Raw genomic sequence first — 16,594 nt, forward strand, 5'->3', positions numbered from 1 at the left:
TTATTCCTCACAGGCCTGCGTGGGCGGCGATGGCGGCGGCGATGGCCAGGGCCAGCTCTTCGGGTTTGCGCTTGATCGAGTAGTTGGTCAGTTCAGGGTGGCTTTCAACGAAGCTGGTGTTGAACTGGCCGCTACGGAATTCCGGGTTGCGCAGGATTTCCTGGTAGTACGCGGCGGTGGTCTTGACCCCTTGCAGACGCATGTCGTCCAGAGCTCGCAAGCCACGGTCCATCGCCTCGTCCCAGGTCAGCGCCCAGACCACCAGTTTCAGGCACATGGAGTCATAGAACGGTGGAATGGTGTAACCGGTGTAGATCGCCGTGTCGGTACGCACGCCGGGACCGCCGGGCGCGTAGTAACGGGTGATTTTGCCGAAGCTCGGCAGGAAGTTGTTTTTCGGGTCTTCGGCGTTGATCCGGAATTGCAGCGCGAAACCGCGGTGCTGGATGTCTTCCTGTTTCACCGAAAGCGGCAAGCCGGACGCGATGCGAATCTGCTCGCGGACGATGTCGATGCCGGTGATTTCCTCGGTGATGGTGTGTTCCACCTGCACCCGGGTGTTCATCTCCATGAAGTACACCTCGCCCTCGGCGAGCAGGAACTCCACGGTACCGGCGTTTTCGTAACCCACGGCCTTGGCCGCACGCACCGACAGGTCGCCGATGTAGGCGCGCTGTTCCGGGGTCAGTTGCGGGCTCGGGGCGATTTCGATGAGCTTCTGGTTGCGGCGCTGGATCGAGCAGTCACGCTCAAACAGATGCACCACGTTGCCAAAGCTGTCGCCGAGGATCTGCGCTTCGATGTGTTTCGGATTGACGATGCATTTTTCCAGAAACACTTCCGCCGAACCGAACGCCTTGGTGGCTTCGGAGATCACGCGGGGGAACGCCTGCTCGAGTTCTTCGCGGCTGTTGCAGCGACGAATGCCGCGACCGCCACCACCGGAAGTGGCCTTGAGCATCACCGGGTAACCGATGCGCTCGCCTTCGACGAGGGCTTCTTCGATCCCCGAAACATTGCCTTCAGTGCCCGGGGTGACCGGCACGCCAGCCTTGATCATGCTGCGGCGAGCTTCGGTCTTGTCGCCCATGCGGCGAATCACTTCAGCCGACGGGCCAATGAATTTGATACCGCGCTCGGCGCAGATCTCCGCCAGTTCGGCATTTTCCGAAAGGAAACCGTAGCCTGGGTGCAAGGCATCGCAGCCGGTTTCCACAGCCAGGTTCACCAGCTTGCGCGGGTTCAGGTAGCCGGCCAGCGGATCGGCACCGATGCTGTGGGCTTCGTCCGCACGCTTCACATGCAGGGCATGGCGGTCGGCGTCGGAATAGACCGCGACCGAGCGAATGCCCATCTCGGCGCAGGCACGCACGATTCTTACGGCAATCTCACCACGGTTGGCGATCAGGATCTTTTTTATCACTTGGAGGTTCCCTTGAGCCGGTGGTACCCACGACCTGCTAGACCAGGTCGACGCGTGACCAAATGTTTCAATTTAGTCGCAGCCCCACACTAGCCCCCACAAGGGATTAACAAAAATGATTAATTATTGGGTCATGCATAAGTAAAGACTTATAGTTGACGCATCAGTCTGCCGACGGAGACCTTTAATTATGCGTAAGTCCTTGATGCGTCTGACATTGCGTCAGCTGCAGATCTTCAACGAAGTCTGTGATTTGAGGTCCTACAGCCGTGCAGCCGAAGAAATGTCGCTCACACAACCTGCCGTCAGCCTGCAGATTCGTCAACTCGAGGAGCTGATTGGTCAGCCCTTGTTCGATTACGTAGGCAAAAAACTCTACATGACGGAAGCGGCCGAGGCTTTACAGCGCGCCAGTCGGGACATTTTCGGCCGCCTGGAAAACCTCGATATGCAGCTCTCGGACATGCAAGGCTCGTTGCAGGGCCAACTGAAACTGGCGGTGGAATCCAGCGCCAAGTATTTCGTGCCGCATCTGTTTGCCGCGTTCAAGCGCCAGCATCCAGAGGTGAACCTGCAACTGACGGTGGTCAACCGGGGGCAAGTGATTCGACGTCTTTCCGATAATCGCGATGACCTGGTGATCATGTCCATGGTGCCGCAGGATATGGGCCTGGAATTCCTGCCGTTCCTCAACAACCCGATCGTCGCCGTGGCGCCACCGGATCATCCGTTGTGTCGCATGGGCCCTCTACGCTTGCAGGACCTGGAACCTTACACACTCCTGCTGCGCGAGTCCGGTTCCGGAACACGGCTGGCCTGTGAAGAGTATTTCAAGGAGAAACGTGTGCACTTCAACCAGACCCAGGAGGTCTCGTCAGCCGAAGCGCAACGCGAATGTGTGTCGGCGGGTCTGGGCCTGGCGCTGTTGACGCGCCACGCCCTGAACCTTGAATTGGCGACCGGCGGCCTGATCGAGTTGCCGGTCGAAGAGCTGCCGCTGTATCGCAGCTGGTGCCTGGTGCAGGCCAAGGCCAAGCGACTGTCACCGGTGGCGCACGCGTTCCTTGCGTTTATCCGCAGCGAGCGGCTGCAGATCAGCGCCCTGGTTGAGCGTTTCGACGGGAAGCCGCGGGAGCTGCCTGCCAGTAGTTGAGTTCCAGTTCGTCGGGAAAGTCGCCAATCTCGGCCAGCAGCTGGCGGCGTTCGCAACGATCTTCGATGGCGCGGCGAAATTCCATGCGGCGCTGGTCTTCCTGCTGGCGACGGGTTCTGACGGCGCTGTTGCGTTCTTCGTAGGGCTGGGCCATTTCGAGTCTCCCAAGGCGATGACGGGAGTTACAGGATGGGCATGGGGGATGACGGTTTGGCGGCTTGCGGGTTACAGGCAGATGAAAGTTGTCGCTTTAGAGGACGCCTTCGCGGGCAAGTCGGATCGCCGCACCGCCGCTCCCACAGGGATCGACTGTGTTGCACAAAATGTGTGAGCACCATGAACCCTGTGGGAGCGGGCTTGCCCGCGAATGAAGGTCGGAACGACCTTCCAGCCATCTGGGGTCAGAATCAGTCGTCCAGCGCTTTCACCGACTTGGGCGACAGTCGCAAGCTGCGCAGGCTGCGCTTGACGCTCTTGAGGTGATTGACCAGGCTCGGCCCGCGCGCCATGGCCACGCCCATCGCCAATACGTCGATCACCACCAGGTGGGCGATGCGCGAAGTCAGCGGTGTATAGATTTCGGTGTCTTCATGCACGTCGATCGCCAGATTGACCGTCGACAGCTCGGCCAAGGGTGTCTGGCTCGGGCACAGGGTGATCAGCGAGGCGCCGCTTTCACGCACCAGGTTGGCGGTGATCAACAGGTCCTTGGAGCGCCCGGACTGGGAAATGCAGATCGCCACGTCGGTCGGCTTCAGGGTCACCGCCGACATCGCCTGCATGTGCGGGTCGGAATAGGCCGCAGCGGTCAGCAGCAAGCGGAAAAACTTGTGCTGGGCATCCGCCGCCACCGCACCCGACGCCCCAAAGCCGTAGAACTCCACACGCTGGGCCTGGGACATGAGCGTCACGGCCCGCTGCAACTCCACCGGATCGAGCCGCTCGCGGACCTCCATCAGGGTGTGCAGGGTGGTGTCGAAGATTTTCAGGCTGTAGTCAGCGACCGAATCGTCTTCATGGATCGCGAACTGCCCGAAGCTCGCACCCGCCGCCAGACTCTGCGCCAGCTTCAGCTTCAAATCCTGGAACCCGGAGCACCCGATGGCGCGGCAGAACCGCACAATCGTCGGCTCGCTGATCCCCACGCTATGGGCCAGGTCGGCCATGGAACTGTGCATCACTGCCGCAGGGTCAAGCAGCACGTGGTCGGCGACCTTGAGCTCCGACTTGCGTAACAGGTGGCGAGACTGGGCGATGTGTTGCAGCAGATTCAAAGGGATCGACTCTTTGTTATTGGCAGGTGCCGGGGATGTAGCAAGCTTGTAGTTATACTACAAGAATCGTCTTTTTGCCTGCTCAATGCGTAACTCGATGCCCCCGTTTCACGCCTTGCGCGCTCCATGTAGCCCTTACAAGGGCTTCGCGTCCGCACGCAGCTGTTGCAACAGGCCGTCGGCCTCTACGGGCCGACTGATCAGATAGCCCTGTACCTCATCGCAGCGCTCAGCCTTCAAAAACTCAAGCTGCTCCGGCCGCTCCACCCCTTCAGCCACCACTTTCAACGACAGGCCATGGGCCATGGCAATGATTGCCCGGGTAATCGCCGCATCCACAGTGCCCTCCCCCAGGCCACGGATAAACGCCTGATCGATCTTCACGTAATCCACCGGGATGCGCTTGAGGTAGCTCAGGGACGAATAACCGGTACCAAAATCGTCAATCGCCAGTTTTACCCCAAGATTTCGCAGCTGCTGGAAGGTGGCGATAATGTGCTCGACGCTGTCCAGCAGATGACTTTCGGTGAGCTCCAGCTCCAGGTTGTGCGGCGCCAGGCCGGTTTCTTCCAGCACCTGTCGCACCAGGCTGACCAGCTTGCCATGCCGCAGTTGATGCACCGACAGGTTGACCGACATGCGAATCGGCGCAAGCCCCTGACGTTGCCACTCGCAGGCTTGCCAGCAGGCCTGGCGCAACACGAATTCGCCAATGGGGCCAATCAGGCCCGTTTCCTCGGCAAGCCCAATGAAATCCCCTGGCGGGATGCTACCCATGGTTGGGTGATCCCAGCGCACCAGCGCCTCGGCAGCGTTCAACCGGCCCGTGGCGAGGCACAGCTTGGGTTGGTAAAACACCTTCAATTGCTTTTCTTCGATGGCCTTGCGCAGCTGATTTTCCAGCTGCAGGCGTTCCAGCGTGCTGGCTTGCAGACTGTCGGTGTAGAACTGGAAATTGTTGCCGCCCAAGTGCTTGGCATGCTGCATGGCGATGTTCGACTGACTGACCAGCGCGGAAACTTCCCGGGCGTTGTCCGGCAGCAGACTGATGCCCATTGAAGCGCTCACCACCAATTCGTGGCCCTCGACGGTCATCGGCGTACGCAACTTGGACGACAAGCGCGTCGCTACTCGCGCCAGGCTCGAGAGGTTGCCGTAGGCATTGAACAACACGGCGAACTCGTCGCCGGACAAACGCGCGATGGTGTCCGCCTCGGGCAGCGCGTTGACCAGGCGCCGGGCTATTTTTTGCAACAACTGATCGGCGATTTCATGGCCCAGGCTGTCGTTGAGCAGTTTGAAACGATCCAGGTTGATGTGCAGCAATGCCAGGCTGCGGTAGCCGCCTTGGCGCACTCGCTGGTGAGCTTCGCTCAGCCGCTCGCGAAATAGCGATCGGTTGGCCAGGCCGGTGAGCTCGTCGTAATGGGTCAGGTAGCGCATGCGCTCTTCAGATTGCCGTCGCGCCGATAAATCGGCGAAGAAGCCCACAATATGGCTTACGTTTCCCCGAGCATCGCGTACGGTGTTCAGTTGCAGCCATTGCGGATACAACTCGCCGTTCTTGCGGGTTTCCACCAGCTCGCCTTGCCAGGTCCCCTGTTGCTCCAGCGCCTGATGGATCGTCGCATAGTGCCGGCGGGCATCACGACTGCAGGGCAAGTCGACCACATTGCGCCCGAGCATGTCCTCGATGGCATAGCCGGTGACTCGACTGAACGCCTGGTTGACGGCGATCAGCGCGTAGTTCGGGTCGAAAATCACGATGCCTTCGCTGGCGGCCTCGAACACGGTCGCTGCCAGTTGCCGCTGCACTTCCAGGCTTTTACTCACGCTGATGTCGCGGCGGGTGCCGACCATGCGGATGACCCGGCCGTTGTCACTGCGCTCAACCGCTCGACCACGGTCTTCGATCCACACCCAATGGCCATCGACATGGCGCACGCGGTACTCAACCTGATAATCCTCGCTGCGGCCTTTCAAATGCTCGACCAGCGCGCGCTTGAGCGACGGCAAGTCATCGGGGTGCAGGCGCGGCTTGAGGTGGCGCAGCATCGCCGTGACAAACTCCGGCTCCAGGCCGAACAGCTCCTGGAGATGGGTGTGGTGGACTTCATCGGTTTTCAGGTTCCAGTCCCACAACCCCAGCTCACTGGCCTTCAACGCCAGCGCCAGTCGCGCTTCACTTTTGCTCAAGGCCTGATTGGCGGAGTCCAGCTCCAGGCTGCGCTGGGCGATGCGGCCTTCCAGCCCGGTTTGAATCGCACGCAATTCGTCTTCGGCTCGACGGCGCTGGTCGATTTCCTTGGCGAGCTTGTGATTGAGCCGGTCGCCTTCGCTTCGAGCCTGCTGCAAGTGCTCGATCAGTGCCTGATTCTGGAAGCGCCGCAACAGTCCGCTATCGATCAGCCGATTGACCTGCCAGGCGACCACGCTCAACGCGCCCAGCAGAATCAGGCCGAACCAGCCCCAACCCTGTCCCTGCTCATCGCCGCCCCAGAACAGATAGCCGATGGCCGGCAACAGGCAGGGCAAGGTAAAGGACAGGAAGGCAGGCAGGCTGACCGCGTAGGCAACGCTGGCCGAGAGCGCAGCCGCTCCGATCAGACCGAATACCCAGGCTTGCTGGATGAAGTTGTCGCCAGGGACCAGCGCAATGCCGGCGCCGGCCAGGGTCAGGCCGGTCAGGGCCGAACCCAGCAAAAACATGCGGCGCCAGATCGGATGGGCCTGGCGATTGGGAATCGCCGAGTCGAAGGCCGCGACCTGAATCACCCGCAATGCCACCAACGACAACAACCACACCAGCCAGACGCTGACCAGGAAGTAGCGCTGCGGACTCCAGAGCAACCAGGCGCAGACCAGGCCATTGATCAACATGAACAGCGTGGGCAGCAATGAGCCTTGATACAGCAGGCGCGTGCGTTCGACCGCCATTTCCATGGCGTACTGTTTGCGGATAACCCGAGGATCCACCGCGGGGCCCGACAGGTCGGAGCTGAGGGTCATAGGCAAAGTTCTTGTTCTTATAATAGTGAGCATGAGCCCGAAACGTGCACGGAGCATACACAAGCAACTGCCCGGGCCAAACAGCCCCAGGTCATAAAACAGCTAAAAATATCCGCTGCTTTCCCCGCCGTAAAAGCGTCCAGGCGAGTCCCGCCAACGCTTGCAGCCGCTGACCGACCGGTCGTCCTGCACATGACTTTCATCGCCTGAAGCAAAGCGGGGTTTGCCCGGGGTCGCGCCGCCCCCTAGAATGCCCTGATGCGCGATGATCTCTCCCTTCTGCTGAACTCCCTCAACGATGCCCAACGCCAGGCCGTAGCTGCCTCCGTGGGTCGTCAGTTGGTCCTGGCCGGTGCTGGTTCCGGTAAAACCCGAGTGCTGGTGCACCGTATCGCCTGGTTGATCCAGGTCGAAAACGCCTCGCCCCACTCGATCCTGTCGGTAACCTTCACCAACAAGGCCGCTGCCGAGATGCGTCATCGCATCGAACAGTTGATGGGTATCAACCCGGCCGGCATGTGGGTCGGCACCTTCCACGGCCTGGCGCATCGCTTGTTGCGGGCGCATTGGCAGGAAGCCGGCCTGAGCCAGACTTTCCAGATTCTCGACAGCGACGACCAGCAGCGACTGGTCAAGCGGGTGATCCGCGAGTTGGGCCTGGACGAGCAACGCTGGCCGGCCCGTCAGGCCCAGTGGTTCATCAACGGGCAGAAAGACGAAGGTCTGCGCCCGCAACACATCCAGGCCAGCGGCGATTTGTTCCTGGCCACCATGCGCAGCATTTATGAAGCCTATGAGGCCGCGTGCCTGCGCGCCGGTGTCATCGACTTCTCCGAATTGCTGCTGCGCGCCCTCGACCTGTGGCGCGATAACCCAGGCTTGCTCGCGCATTATCAAAAGCGCTTCCGACACATTCTGGTGGACGAGTTCCAGGACACCAACGCCGTGCAGTACGCCTGGTTGCGTCTGCTGGCCAAGGGCGGCGACAGCCTGATGGTGGTCGGCGATGACGATCAGTCCATCTACGGCTGGCGCGGCGCGAAAATCGAGAACATTTATCAGTATTCCGACGATTTTCCCGATGCCGAGACCATTCGTCTTGAGCAGAACTACCGCTCTACCGCCGGGATCCTCAAGGCTGCCAACGCCCTGATCGCCAATAACACCGGGCGCATGGGCAAGGAGTTGTGGACCGACGGCGGTGAAGGCGAAGCGATCAATCTATATGCCGCGTTCAACGAGCATGATGAAGCGCGCTATGTGGTGGAAACCATCCAAAGTGCGCTGAAAACCGGCCTGTTGCGCAGTGATATCGCGATTCTGTACCGCTCCAATGCCCAATCGCGCGTTTTGGAAGAAGCCTTGTTGCGCGAGCGTATTCCGTACCGCATCTACGGCGGCCAGCGCTTTTTCGAGCGGGCTGAAATCAAGAATGCCATGGCCTACCTGCGCTTGCTGGAAGGCCGCGGCAACGATGCGGCGCTGGAGCGGGTGATCAACGTTCCGGCCCGTGGCATCGGCGAGAAAACTGTCGAAGCGATCCGCGACCATGCCCGTCACAGCGATGTGTCGATGTGGGAAGCCATGCGCCTGCTGGTCGCCAATAAAGGCCTGACCGGGCGCGCCGCGGGCGCTCTCGGGGCATTTATCGAGCTGATCGAGAACCTCGCCGCCAAATGCATGGAAATGCCCCTGCACCTGATGACCCAGACCGTCATCGAGCAGTCGGGGCTGATCGCCTACCACGAAGCGGAAAAAGGCGAGAAAGGCCAGGCCCGGGTAGAAAACCTTGAGGAACTGGTCAGCGCCGCGCGCAACTTCGAAAACGCGGAAGAAGATGAAGACCTGTCGCCATTGGCGGCGTTCCTCGGCCATGCGTCGCTGGAGGCCGGGGATACCCAGGCCGACGAGCACGAAGACAGCATTCAACTGATGACCCTGCACAGCGCCAAAGGCCTGGAATTTCCTTACGTATTTCTGGTGGGCATGGAAGAAGGCCTGTTCCCGCACAAGATGAGCCTGGAAGAACCCGGCCGTCTCGAGGAAGAGCGCCGCCTGGCCTATGTCGGCATCACCCGGGCCATGCAGAACCTGGTGATGACCTATGCCGAAACCCGACGCCTGTACGGCAGCGAGACCTACAACAAGGTGTCGCGTTTCGTACGGGAGATACCGAAAGGTCTGATCCAGGAAGTGCGCCTGTCCAACAGCGTCAGCCGTCCGTTCGGCGGCGGTCAGCAGCAGAGTTCCAGCAGTCTGTTTGGTGGCAGCGAGATCCCGGACACCGGGTTCAGTCTGGGCCAGACGGTACGCCATTCAGTGTTCGGCGACGGCGTGATCCTGAACTTCGAAGGCGCAGGGGCTCAGGCCCGGGTCCAGGTGAACTTCAGCGAAGGCAGCAAGTGGCTGATGCTTGGCTACGCCAAACTGGAAGCGATCTGACGCCCGCGCTCGGCTTTCTGCAGGAGCGAGCTTGCTCGCGAAGGTCGTCAACGGTGACGCGTTCATTCTGGGTGAGTGCGTTGTCCTGACGTTTTTCGCGAGCAAGCTCGCTCCTACAGAATTCATTCCTACAGAACCAAATCACAAATCCTACAGACCAAAGTTAACAGGCCTTATTGACCTGACTGAAGCTGAACGAAACCTGTCAGGCAAAAGCCCGAAACAATCTGCCGCTAGCCAGTAACACTTCACCTGTGCAACATGGCGCGCGTGCCTTCCACAAATGGGAATTCCCTTTATGAAACGTTTTCTTAGCATCGCCATGGCGTTGTGCATCGGCCTGACGATGAGCCTCGACGCCAACGCCAAGCGCTTTGGTGGCGGCAAGAGTTCCGGCGCTGCGCCGACTCACCAGACCAGCCAAATGGCTCCTTCTTCTGCCGCAGGCGGTGCTGCCGCCACTGCGGGCGCCGCCGGTGCCGCTGGCGCTGCCGCCAAGGCTGGCGGTGCTTCGCGCTGGCTCGGCCCTCTGGCCGGCATCGCTGCCGGTGGCCTGCTGGCCTCCATGTTCATGGGTGGCGGCTTCGAAGGCATGCAGATCTTCGATATCCTGATCATGGCGGTCATCGCCTTCCTGGTCTTCCGTTTCATCGCCGCCCGTCGCCGCAAGCAGCAGGAGCACCTGGCTCCGGCTGGCGCGCCGATGCAGCGTGAAGCGTTCGAGCAGAAGCCAGCAGCCATGGGTTCGATCTTCGGCGGTTCGGCAGCCCCTGTAGCCGCTCGTCCGGTGATCAATGCCCCGGCCTGGTTCAATGAAAAGAACTTCATTGAAGCCGCCCGCAACCATTTCCAGTCCCTGCAACAGCACTGGGACGCCAACGAAATGGACAAGATCTCCGAGTTCGTGACCCCGCAACTGCTCGAGTTCCTCAAGCGCGAACGGGCCGAGCTGGGCGAAGGTTTCCAGTCCACCTACATCGATAACCTCAACGTCCAGCTGGATGGCGTGGATGATCGCGCCGACAAGACCATCGCCACCCTGACCTTCAGCGGTGTGTCGAAGACTTCGCGCTTCGACCAGGGCGAAGTGTTCAGCGAAAGCTGGAACATGGAACGTCCGCAGGGCGAGAACCAGCCTTGGCTGGTCGCAGGTATCCGCCAGAACGGCTGAACCGACTTGCGTTAAACCTGTCCCATAAAAAAACCCCGGCCCAGGCCGGGGTTTTCTATTTCGCGGTTGCATCTATAGCGAGCTACTGTATAAACCGCCCCAACTAAACCGCGCCATCAGCAAGAGGATCCCGGACGTGGAAGAAATCATCGAACAACTGCGTGAAGCCAACGAACCGGTACCGGTCCCCTTGGAGCTGCCCGACGAAGATCAACTGGTAGAAATCGAGGAACAACTGTTCATCGACATTCCGTTTGTCTTCAGAGAATTTTTGCTGACCGTCAGCGACGTGGTCTACGGCAGCCTGGAGCCGGTGACCGTCACCGACCCGCAATCCCACACCTACCTGCCGGACGTTGCCGCAAACGCCTGGGATGCCGGCATCGATCGCAGCATGATCCCGATCTGCCAGGACGGCGACAACTACTACCTGGTCGAAGAAGACGGCACCGTGGTGCTGTGGCTGGCCGATGAAGAGCTGATTGCCGAAGAAACCTGGGAATCGGTATGGCACTGGGCGCGGGACGTCTGGCTGGAAAGCTGAGCCGTCTGACGCGCCCCCAGTGGTCAATGCCCCGGCGAATCCTTGTGGTTGTCCAGGGTTTCCAGCAAGGCCACCTGCATGCGCGTATGCACGCGGATGAACCAGCGCCAGAGTAGCGCCGCCACGGCGGCCGCGACGACGACGATCAGTACCAGCAACTTGTTGGTCGGCAGAATACTGGCCGACAAGGCTGCCAACAGCAGGAAGATCACCAGCAGCGAGAGAATCGGGATCACTTCGGAGATCACCCGTCGCACTCGCTGTGTGTGGCGTCCGGCCATTTCCGGCTTCACCCCCATCTCCGCCAGTAGCATCGACAGCGCCTTGAGCTTGCGATAGGCGGCGATCAGAAACGGCAGCGACAGCAGCAGCGCCCCACCCCAGATCAACGCTTTCTGCCAGCTCGGGTCACTGATCCAGTCTTGCAGGTAAGCGGAAATGCGCTCGGCGAAGTACGCGCCCGCGAAGAAAATCGCAATCACCAGCGCCAGATTGACCCCCACCTGCAACAGGATCCGCCGAATCATCGACGCCAGCAGCGCGCCCTCGCCCTGAGGCTGAATGCTGCGCAACCATTCGCCGTACATGCCCAACACCCGACTCAGGCGTTGCGGCATCACCGCCGCCAGCTTGATTGACAGTGGGTCAGCCGCGCGAATCAAGTACGGCGTCATCAGCGTAGTGAGCACCGACACTGCCACGGCCACCGGATAGAGGAAGTTACTGGTGACCTGCAAGGTCATGCCCAGCGAGGCGATGATGAAGGAAAATTCGCCAATCTGTGAAAGCCCCATCCCGACCCGCAGTGAGGTGCGTCCGTCGTTGCCGGCGATAAAAGCGCCGAGGCCGCAGGACACCATCTTGCCCAGTACCACGGCAACGGTGATGACCGCGATGGGCCAAGCGTATTGCAGCAGGATCATCGGATCCAGCATCAAGCCGATCGCAACAAAGAAGATGGCGCTGAACAGGTCGCGTACCGGCTCGATCAAGCGTTCGATCTTCAGCAATTGCCGGGACTCAGCCATGATCGCGCCGATCAGGAATGCCCCGAGCACCATGCTGTATTCGAGTTTGACCACCAGCAGGCAGAAGCCGAAGCACAGCCCCAGCACGGTGATCAGCAGCATCTCGTTGCTGTCGAATTTCGCCACGTAGGCCAGCAGTCGCGGGACCAGAAGAATGCCGATGACCAGCGCGACGATCATGAACAGCGAGAGCTTGCCGACCGTGGAAAAGACTTCACCGGAGCTGACCGTGCCGCTGACGGCGATGCTCGACAACAAGGCAATGATGCCGATACCGAGGATATCTTCGACGATCAATACGCCGAAGATCAGCTGGGCGAAGCGCTCGTTCTTCATCTTCAGGTCATTCAGGGCCTTGACGATGATGGTGGTCGAGGAAATCGCCAGGATCGCGCCGAGGAACAGCGAGTCCATGGTGTTCCAGTCGAACCAGCGGCCAATCTCGTAGCCGATCCAGATCATCAGCACGATTTCCAGGAATGCCGCGATGAACGCCGTGGCGCCCACCTTGAACAGCTTGCGCAGGCTGAACTCCAGGCCCAGGCAGAACATCAGGAAAATCACCCCGAGTTCGGCGAGGGTCTTGATGGTTTCTTCGTCGTGGATCAGGCCGAACGGCGGCGTGTGCGGGCCGATGATGAAGCCGGCGACGATATACCCGAGGACCACAGGCTGTTTGAAGCGATGGAACAGCACCGTCACCACACCCGCAACCAACATGATCACTGCCAGGTCCTGAATAAAACTGATGGCATGCATGGTGTGGGCTCCTTGGTCGCGATTGCTCAAGCGCCAACCCCGGGACAGGCCTGACTGAGCAGAGTAAAAATCCGGTTTACAGGTAGGAATTGCCCTTGGGGCAGGCATTTGAAGGGTAACACCGCGACTTCCGGCAGAAAGGCGGTGCAATATATGGAAACAGATCGTTGGAGCGTGACGGCGATCATCCGCCCGGCGTCCCGATAACTGTGGTTTGAAAAAACCGACCACGCACCCGCAGAGGTGCGCCCTTCCGAAAACCTGCCTTGACCCGTGAGAACGCTATGGAACCCGGAAACGCCCAGCTGTCGATGACGGTATTGATGACCCCCGACATGGCCAATTTTTCTGGCAATGTTCACGGCGGTACCCTGCTCAAGTACCTCGACGAAGTGGCCTACGCCTGCGCCAGCCGATATGCCGGCCGCTATGTGGTGACTTTGTCGGTGGATCAGGTGATTTTTCGCGAGCCGATACATGTCGGCGAACTGGTGACCTTCCTGGCCTCGGTCAATTACACCGGCAACACCTCGATGGAGGTGGGCATCAAGGTGGTGACCGAGAACATCCGCGAGCGCTCTGTGCGCCACACCAATAGCTGCTTCTTCACCATGGTCGCGGTGGATGACCAGCGCAAACCGGCGGCAGTCCCGCCGCTGCAACCACAGAATAGCGAAGACAAGCGTCGTTTCATGCAGGCCCAGCAGCGTCGGCAGATCCGGCAGGAACTGGAAAAGCGTTACCAGGAAATCAAGGACGACGCCTGAAGCCTGTTATCGGCTTCAGATAGCTTTTGCGAGCAAGTCGAATCGTCGCACCGTCGCTCCCACAGGGGATCTCCATCGTTCACATATCTCGTGCCCGCTGAAGATCAATGTGGGAGCGACGGTGCGACGATTCGACCTGCTCGCGAATGGGTTCAACGCCAAATTCAGAGACTGATCGCCATCGCCTCGAACCGCACCCGCGGATGAGCAATGCGGTCTTGCGCTCGCACCAGTTCCAGCTCATAGCTGGCACAGGCCTGGGTTTCCAGCAGCACTTCATGCACGGCCGACGCCGCGAACTCAAACGCCGCCACCAGGCTGTCGCCCAACAGGACGCGCGCCAGGAACAGACCGGAGGTCAGGTCGCCAACACCCACGGGCTGACGGGGAAATGCCAACATGGGACGACGCAGGTGCCAGCTGCCCTCTCCGGTCACCAAAAGCATCTCGAAAACGTCTGCCGGCTTGCCGGGATAGGCCAGATGCTTGACCAATACCGCTTTCGGACCACGCGCCAGCAGTGCTCGCGCCATGGCCAGGCAATCGAACAGGGACTGCGGCCTGCGCCCGGAGAAACTGTCCAGTTCCAGTTGGTTCGGGCACATGAAATCCGCCACGGCGGCCGCTTCTTCCAGCAGGAAATCGCTTACCTCCGCCGGCACACTGCACCCCTTCTCCGGGTGGCCCATCACCGGATCGCACAGATACAGCGCCTTGGGATTGATCGATTTGATCCGCGCCACCCCCGTCAGAATGGCCCGGCCCTGGGCCGCACTGCCCAGGTAACCGGACAACACGGCATCGCAGTTGCCTAGTTCGCCAATCGCTGCGATCCCTTCCACCAACTCGGGAATCTGATGCGGGGCCAGCACGTCACCGGTCCACTGGCCATATTGGGTGTGGTTGGAGAACTGCACGGTATTGAGCGGCCAGACATTCACCCCGACCCGCTGCATCGGAAAAACAGCGGCGCTGTTGCCAGCGTGGCCGAACACCACGTGGGACTGGATGGCGAGCAGATGGGGCGTACGTTTCATTCGGCGAGTTCCGTAAAACATTGGAAATTCAAGCCGCGCAGTATGCGACGAAACACAGCCTGTACGACAGACCGGCGACGCAGTTAAGCTGACACTATCTTGTTGGAGCAACCTTTCATGCTGACCCTCGGAAATATCTTTGTGCTGATGCTGCTCGCCACTGGCGGCGCGTGGCTATGGCACAACCATGGCATGCGCGAGCGGGCGCTGGAGCGGGTCATGCAGCATTGCAGCAAGCTCGGAATCGAGTTGCTGGACGGCAACGTGGCGTTGAAAAAAATCGCCTTCATCAAAGACGCCAACGGTCGGCGGCGTCTGGCCCGCGTGTATAACTTCGAATTCACCGTGACCGGCGAAACCCGACACAACGGCACGATCACTCAATTCGGGGCCCACAGCGCACAGATCGAACTGGCGCCCTACCCCATGCCATTCGACGATACGCCTGCGGTGGCCGAGGTGGTGAAGCCTCGTGCCGAGGTCATCGAGTTGAGCCAATGGCGACAGGAACACACCAAGTGGCGCCCATAAATCAAAGCTCCCAGGCTCCTGATTTTTGAAATGCATTCCCCCGTAGGAGCTGCCGCGGGCTGCGATCTTTTGCTCTTGGATTTTTTGATCTTCAACCCAATCGACATTCCGCCAAAGCCCTCTGCAACGAATCAACATCCTGCGGTTCACTGAAAATCAACTCGATCCGCGAATCCCGCCGCCACTCACTGGGCCGCCATTCCAGTACCGAATTATCCAGTGCATTCACCGATACCCAGCCGCCGACGCTGTGGATAACCAGCTTCGCCCGCCGCCAGGCAAGGCTTTCCAGCCATTGGCCAACCAGCGCCGCATCGAATGCCTGACTCGGATGCCAACGCCAGCCAATGCTCCAACCGCCCTCCTGATCCTGACTCAGGCAAATCGGTAATGCAGGGTCACTCCAGACCGCCGGCATCTGCGCCAGTCCCTGAGGCACCCTGAAGTTATCCACACCCGCCACAGCCTGGGTTGCAAACCCGGGTAATTCGCTCAACGGCAACACGGCCTGCTGCGTCCAGTACAGCCGACTTGCGGGCAGTAGCGCGGCGATACGCTGCCTGTCAGCGGCATCGAGATCTTCGGACTTGTTCAACAGCAGCAACCCTGCCCTGTTCAACGTCTCCTGTTGACTGGCAGGCAGCGGTTTGCCGACAGCAAGCGCCTGGGCATCCAGTACCAGTACACAAGGCTGAACCGCCAGCACCCCTTGCCACGGCGCTTCACCCAACTGCCTGAGCAACTGCGCCGGATGACCCAGCCCCGATGGCTCGATGAACAATCGATCCGGCCGCGCCCTGCGCAGCAGGCGCCCGAGACCGATCTGAAACGGCGCACCATTCACGCAGCACAAACAGCCCCCGGCCACTTCGCCCAGTGCTATACCTTCGATGTCCCGGGTCAGCAGTGCAGCGTCGAGGCCGATCTGGCCGAACTCGTTGATCAACACCGCCCAACGCTCGTTCGCCGGGCGTTGCGCCAGCAAGTGCTTGATCAGGCTGGTCTTGCCGGCGCCCAATGGGCCGGCGATGACGTGGGTCGGAATGTTCTGCAACATGGTCGGTATTTTCTAGGAGGTAATGAATGCGGTTGATGGGATTGTCTTTGCTGTTGGCACTCGTTTCAGGCGAAGTGTTGGCACAAGCATGTGTGGTACATAGTACGGCTGAACGGCTCGACGTCAGAGTCTGTCAGCAGAACCGCACCATCCCGGAGAAACTGTTCGCCGACGGTTTCTGCCAACCCAACCTGCCCGGGCAGAACGTTGAGGTGCAGTACGTCGACCAATGCGCAACCGGAGCCTTCGGCGTCTGCAGCAACGCCCAAGTAGCCAATATGCCTTACCACCAGGACATTCACTATTACGGCGTGGCCACCGATGCGGCGTATCTGCAGCCGTTTTGCGAAGCCCAGAGCCAGGGAACCTGGCTCAAGCCGTAAGCCGTAAGCCGTCATT

At 60.2% G+C, this 16,594-nt stretch carries 15 protein-coding genes; 8 read left to right on the forward strand and 7 right to left on the reverse strand.

The genetic code is table 11. The annotated features are described in order from the left end of the window. Window positions 1-7: 7 nt before the first annotated feature. Complete coding sequence (locus BZ163_RS33600; protein ID WP_128874540.1) at window positions 8-1,423, reverse strand: acetyl-CoA carboxylase biotin carboxylase subunit; 1,416 nt, start codon at window positions 1,421-1,423, stop codon at window positions 8-10. A gap of 190 nt (window positions 1,424-1,613) precedes the next feature. Between BZ163_RS33600 and BZ163_RS33605 the strand changes: the two genes are divergently transcribed. Then, window positions 1,614-2,576 carry a LysR family transcriptional regulator gene (locus BZ163_RS33605; protein WP_128874541.1) on the forward strand — a complete coding sequence of 321 codons (963 nt, stop codon included), beginning with the start codon at window positions 1,614-1,616 and terminating at the stop codon, window positions 2,574-2,576. Here the strand turns inward: BZ163_RS33605 and BZ163_RS33610 are convergent. Then, window positions 2,518-2,730, reverse strand: a complete 213-nt coding sequence (locus BZ163_RS33610) for a PA3496 family putative envelope integrity protein (protein ID WP_128874542.1) — start codon at window positions 2,728-2,730, stop codon at window positions 2,518-2,520. The genes BZ163_RS33605 and BZ163_RS33610 overlap by 59 nt on opposite strands. Between BZ163_RS33610 and BZ163_RS36215 the strand changes: the two genes are divergently transcribed. Next, the gene (locus tag BZ163_RS36215) at window positions 2,635-2,907 is read left to right on the forward strand and encodes a hypothetical protein (RefSeq protein ID WP_256579197.1); all 273 of its coding nucleotides are present in this window, start codon (window positions 2,635-2,637) and stop codon (window positions 2,905-2,907) included. The two genes, BZ163_RS33610 and BZ163_RS36215, sit on opposite strands and share 96 nt — an antisense overlap. 76 nt (window positions 2,908-2,983) lie before the next feature. On the opposite strand, the gene hexR is transcribed toward BZ163_RS36215, so the two are convergent. Together hexR and BZ163_RS33620 are read right to left on the reverse strand one after the other, a co-directional pair. Continuing rightward, window positions 2,984-3,850: a transcriptional regulator HexR gene (gene hexR, locus BZ163_RS33615; protein WP_028620399.1), complete on the reverse strand. Its 867-nt coding sequence runs from the start codon at window positions 3,848-3,850 to the stop codon at window positions 2,984-2,986. A 135-nt stretch (window positions 3,851-3,985) separates the two neighbouring features. Further along, entirely contained in the window at window positions 3,986-6,859 is a 2,874-nt protein-coding gene (locus BZ163_RS33620) for an EAL domain-containing protein (RefSeq protein ID WP_128874543.1), read from the reverse strand. Window positions 6,860-7,117: 258 nt separating this feature from the next. Here BZ163_RS33620 and uvrD point away from each other — a divergent pair, with 258 nt between their 5' ends. From uvrD to BZ163_RS33640, 3 genes are all read left to right on the forward strand, one after another. Next, window positions 7,118-9,301 (forward strand): DNA helicase II, encoded by a 2,184-nt coding sequence (gene uvrD, locus BZ163_RS33625; RefSeq protein ID WP_128874544.1) that lies wholly within the window; start codon window positions 7,118-7,120, stop codon window positions 9,299-9,301. Window positions 9,302-9,599: 298 nt separating this feature from the next. After that, a complete protein-coding gene (locus BZ163_RS33635) occupies window positions 9,600-10,472 on the forward strand; it encodes a Tim44 domain-containing protein (RefSeq protein WP_128874546.1) in 873 nt (290 codons plus the stop codon). Window positions 10,473-10,608: 136 nt separating this feature from the next. After that, window positions 10,609-11,016, forward strand: a complete 408-nt coding sequence (locus tag BZ163_RS33640; RefSeq protein ID WP_128874547.1) for an SMI1/KNR4 family protein — start codon at window positions 10,609-10,611, stop codon at window positions 11,014-11,016. A 23-nt stretch (window positions 11,017-11,039) separates the two neighbouring features. On the opposite strand, the gene BZ163_RS33645 is transcribed toward BZ163_RS33640, so the two are convergent. Next, on the reverse strand, window positions 11,040-12,803 hold the full coding sequence (locus BZ163_RS33645; RefSeq protein ID WP_128874548.1) for a cation:proton antiporter: 1,764 nt from the start codon (window positions 12,801-12,803) through the stop codon (window positions 11,040-11,042). 284 nt (window positions 12,804-13,087) lie between these two features. Here BZ163_RS33645 and BZ163_RS33650 point away from each other — a divergent pair, with 284 nt between their 5' ends. Further along, the gene (locus BZ163_RS33650; protein ID WP_128874549.1) at window positions 13,088-13,570 is read left to right on the forward strand and encodes an acyl-CoA thioesterase; all 483 of its coding nucleotides are present in this window, start codon (window positions 13,088-13,090) and stop codon (window positions 13,568-13,570) included. 164 nt (window positions 13,571-13,734) lie between these two features. Here BZ163_RS33650 and pdxY read toward each other — a convergent pair whose 3' ends face one another. Beyond that, window positions 13,735-14,607 carry a pyridoxal kinase PdxY gene (gene pdxY / locus BZ163_RS33655; protein WP_128874550.1) on the reverse strand — a complete coding sequence of 291 codons (873 nt, stop codon included), beginning with the start codon at window positions 14,605-14,607 and terminating at the stop codon, window positions 13,735-13,737. Between the two features lie 117 nt (window positions 14,608-14,724). Between pdxY and BZ163_RS33660 the strand changes: the two genes are divergently transcribed. Next, on the forward strand, window positions 14,725-15,138 hold the full coding sequence (locus BZ163_RS33660) for a DUF3301 domain-containing protein (RefSeq protein ID WP_128874551.1): 414 nt from the start codon (window positions 14,725-14,727) through the stop codon (window positions 15,136-15,138). A 91-nt stretch (window positions 15,139-15,229) separates the two neighbouring features. Here BZ163_RS33660 and BZ163_RS33665 read toward each other — a convergent pair whose 3' ends face one another. Continuing rightward, complete coding sequence (locus BZ163_RS33665) at window positions 15,230-16,195, reverse strand: GTP-binding protein (RefSeq protein ID WP_128874552.1); 966 nt, start codon at window positions 16,193-16,195, stop codon at window positions 15,230-15,232. Between the two features lie 26 nt (window positions 16,196-16,221). Between BZ163_RS33665 and BZ163_RS33670 the strand changes: the two genes are divergently transcribed. Beyond that, on the forward strand, window positions 16,222-16,578 hold the full coding sequence (locus tag BZ163_RS33670; protein WP_128874553.1) for an NADH:ubiquinone oxidoreductase: 357 nt from the start codon (window positions 16,222-16,224) through the stop codon (window positions 16,576-16,578). The last annotated feature ends 16 nt before the right edge of the window (window positions 16,579-16,594 follow it).

It is taken from the genome of Pseudomonas sp. VI4.1, from assembly GCF_002029345.1.
GTDB lineage: Bacteria > Pseudomonadota > Gammaproteobacteria > Pseudomonadales > Pseudomonadaceae > Aquipseudomonas.

Bases quoted from the DNA above. Each gene is read 5' to 3' on its own strand.
- BZ163_RS33645 (WP_128874548.1), bottom strand. From the start codon at position 12,803: ATGCATGCCATCAGTTTTATTCAGGACCTGGCAGTGATCATGTTGGTT.
- BZ163_RS33660 (WP_128874551.1), top strand. From the start codon at position 14,725: ATGCTGACCCTCGGAAATATCTTTGTGCTGATGCTGCTCGCCACTGGC.
- BZ163_RS33650 (WP_128874549.1), top strand. From the start codon at position 13,088: ATGGAACCCGGAAACGCCCAGCTGTCGATGACGGTATTGATGACCCCC.
- BZ163_RS33670 (WP_128874553.1), top strand. From the start codon at position 16,222: ATGCGGTTGATGGGATTGTCTTTGCTGTTGGCACTCGTTTCAGGCGAA.
- BZ163_RS33605 (WP_128874541.1), top strand. From the start codon at position 1,614: ATGCGTAAGTCCTTGATGCGTCTGACATTGCGTCAGCTGCAGATCTTC.
- BZ163_RS33610 (WP_128874542.1), bottom strand. From the start codon at position 2,730: ATGGCCCAGCCCTACGAAGAACGCAACAGCGCCGTCAGAACCCGTCGC.
- BZ163_RS33620 (WP_128874543.1), bottom strand. From the start codon at position 6,859: ATGACCCTCAGCTCCGACCTGTCGGGCCCCGCGGTGGATCCTCGGGTT.
- pdxY (WP_128874550.1), bottom strand. From the start codon at position 14,607: ATGAAACGTACGCCCCATCTGCTCGCCATCCAGTCCCACGTGGTGTTC.
- BZ163_RS33665 (WP_128874552.1), bottom strand. From the start codon at position 16,195: ATGTTGCAGAACATTCCGACCCACGTCATCGCCGGCCCATTGGGCGCC.
- uvrD (WP_128874544.1), top strand. From the start codon at position 7,118: ATGCGCGATGATCTCTCCCTTCTGCTGAACTCCCTCAACGATGCCCAA.
- BZ163_RS33635 (WP_128874546.1), top strand. From the start codon at position 9,600: ATGAAACGTTTTCTTAGCATCGCCATGGCGTTGTGCATCGGCCTGACG.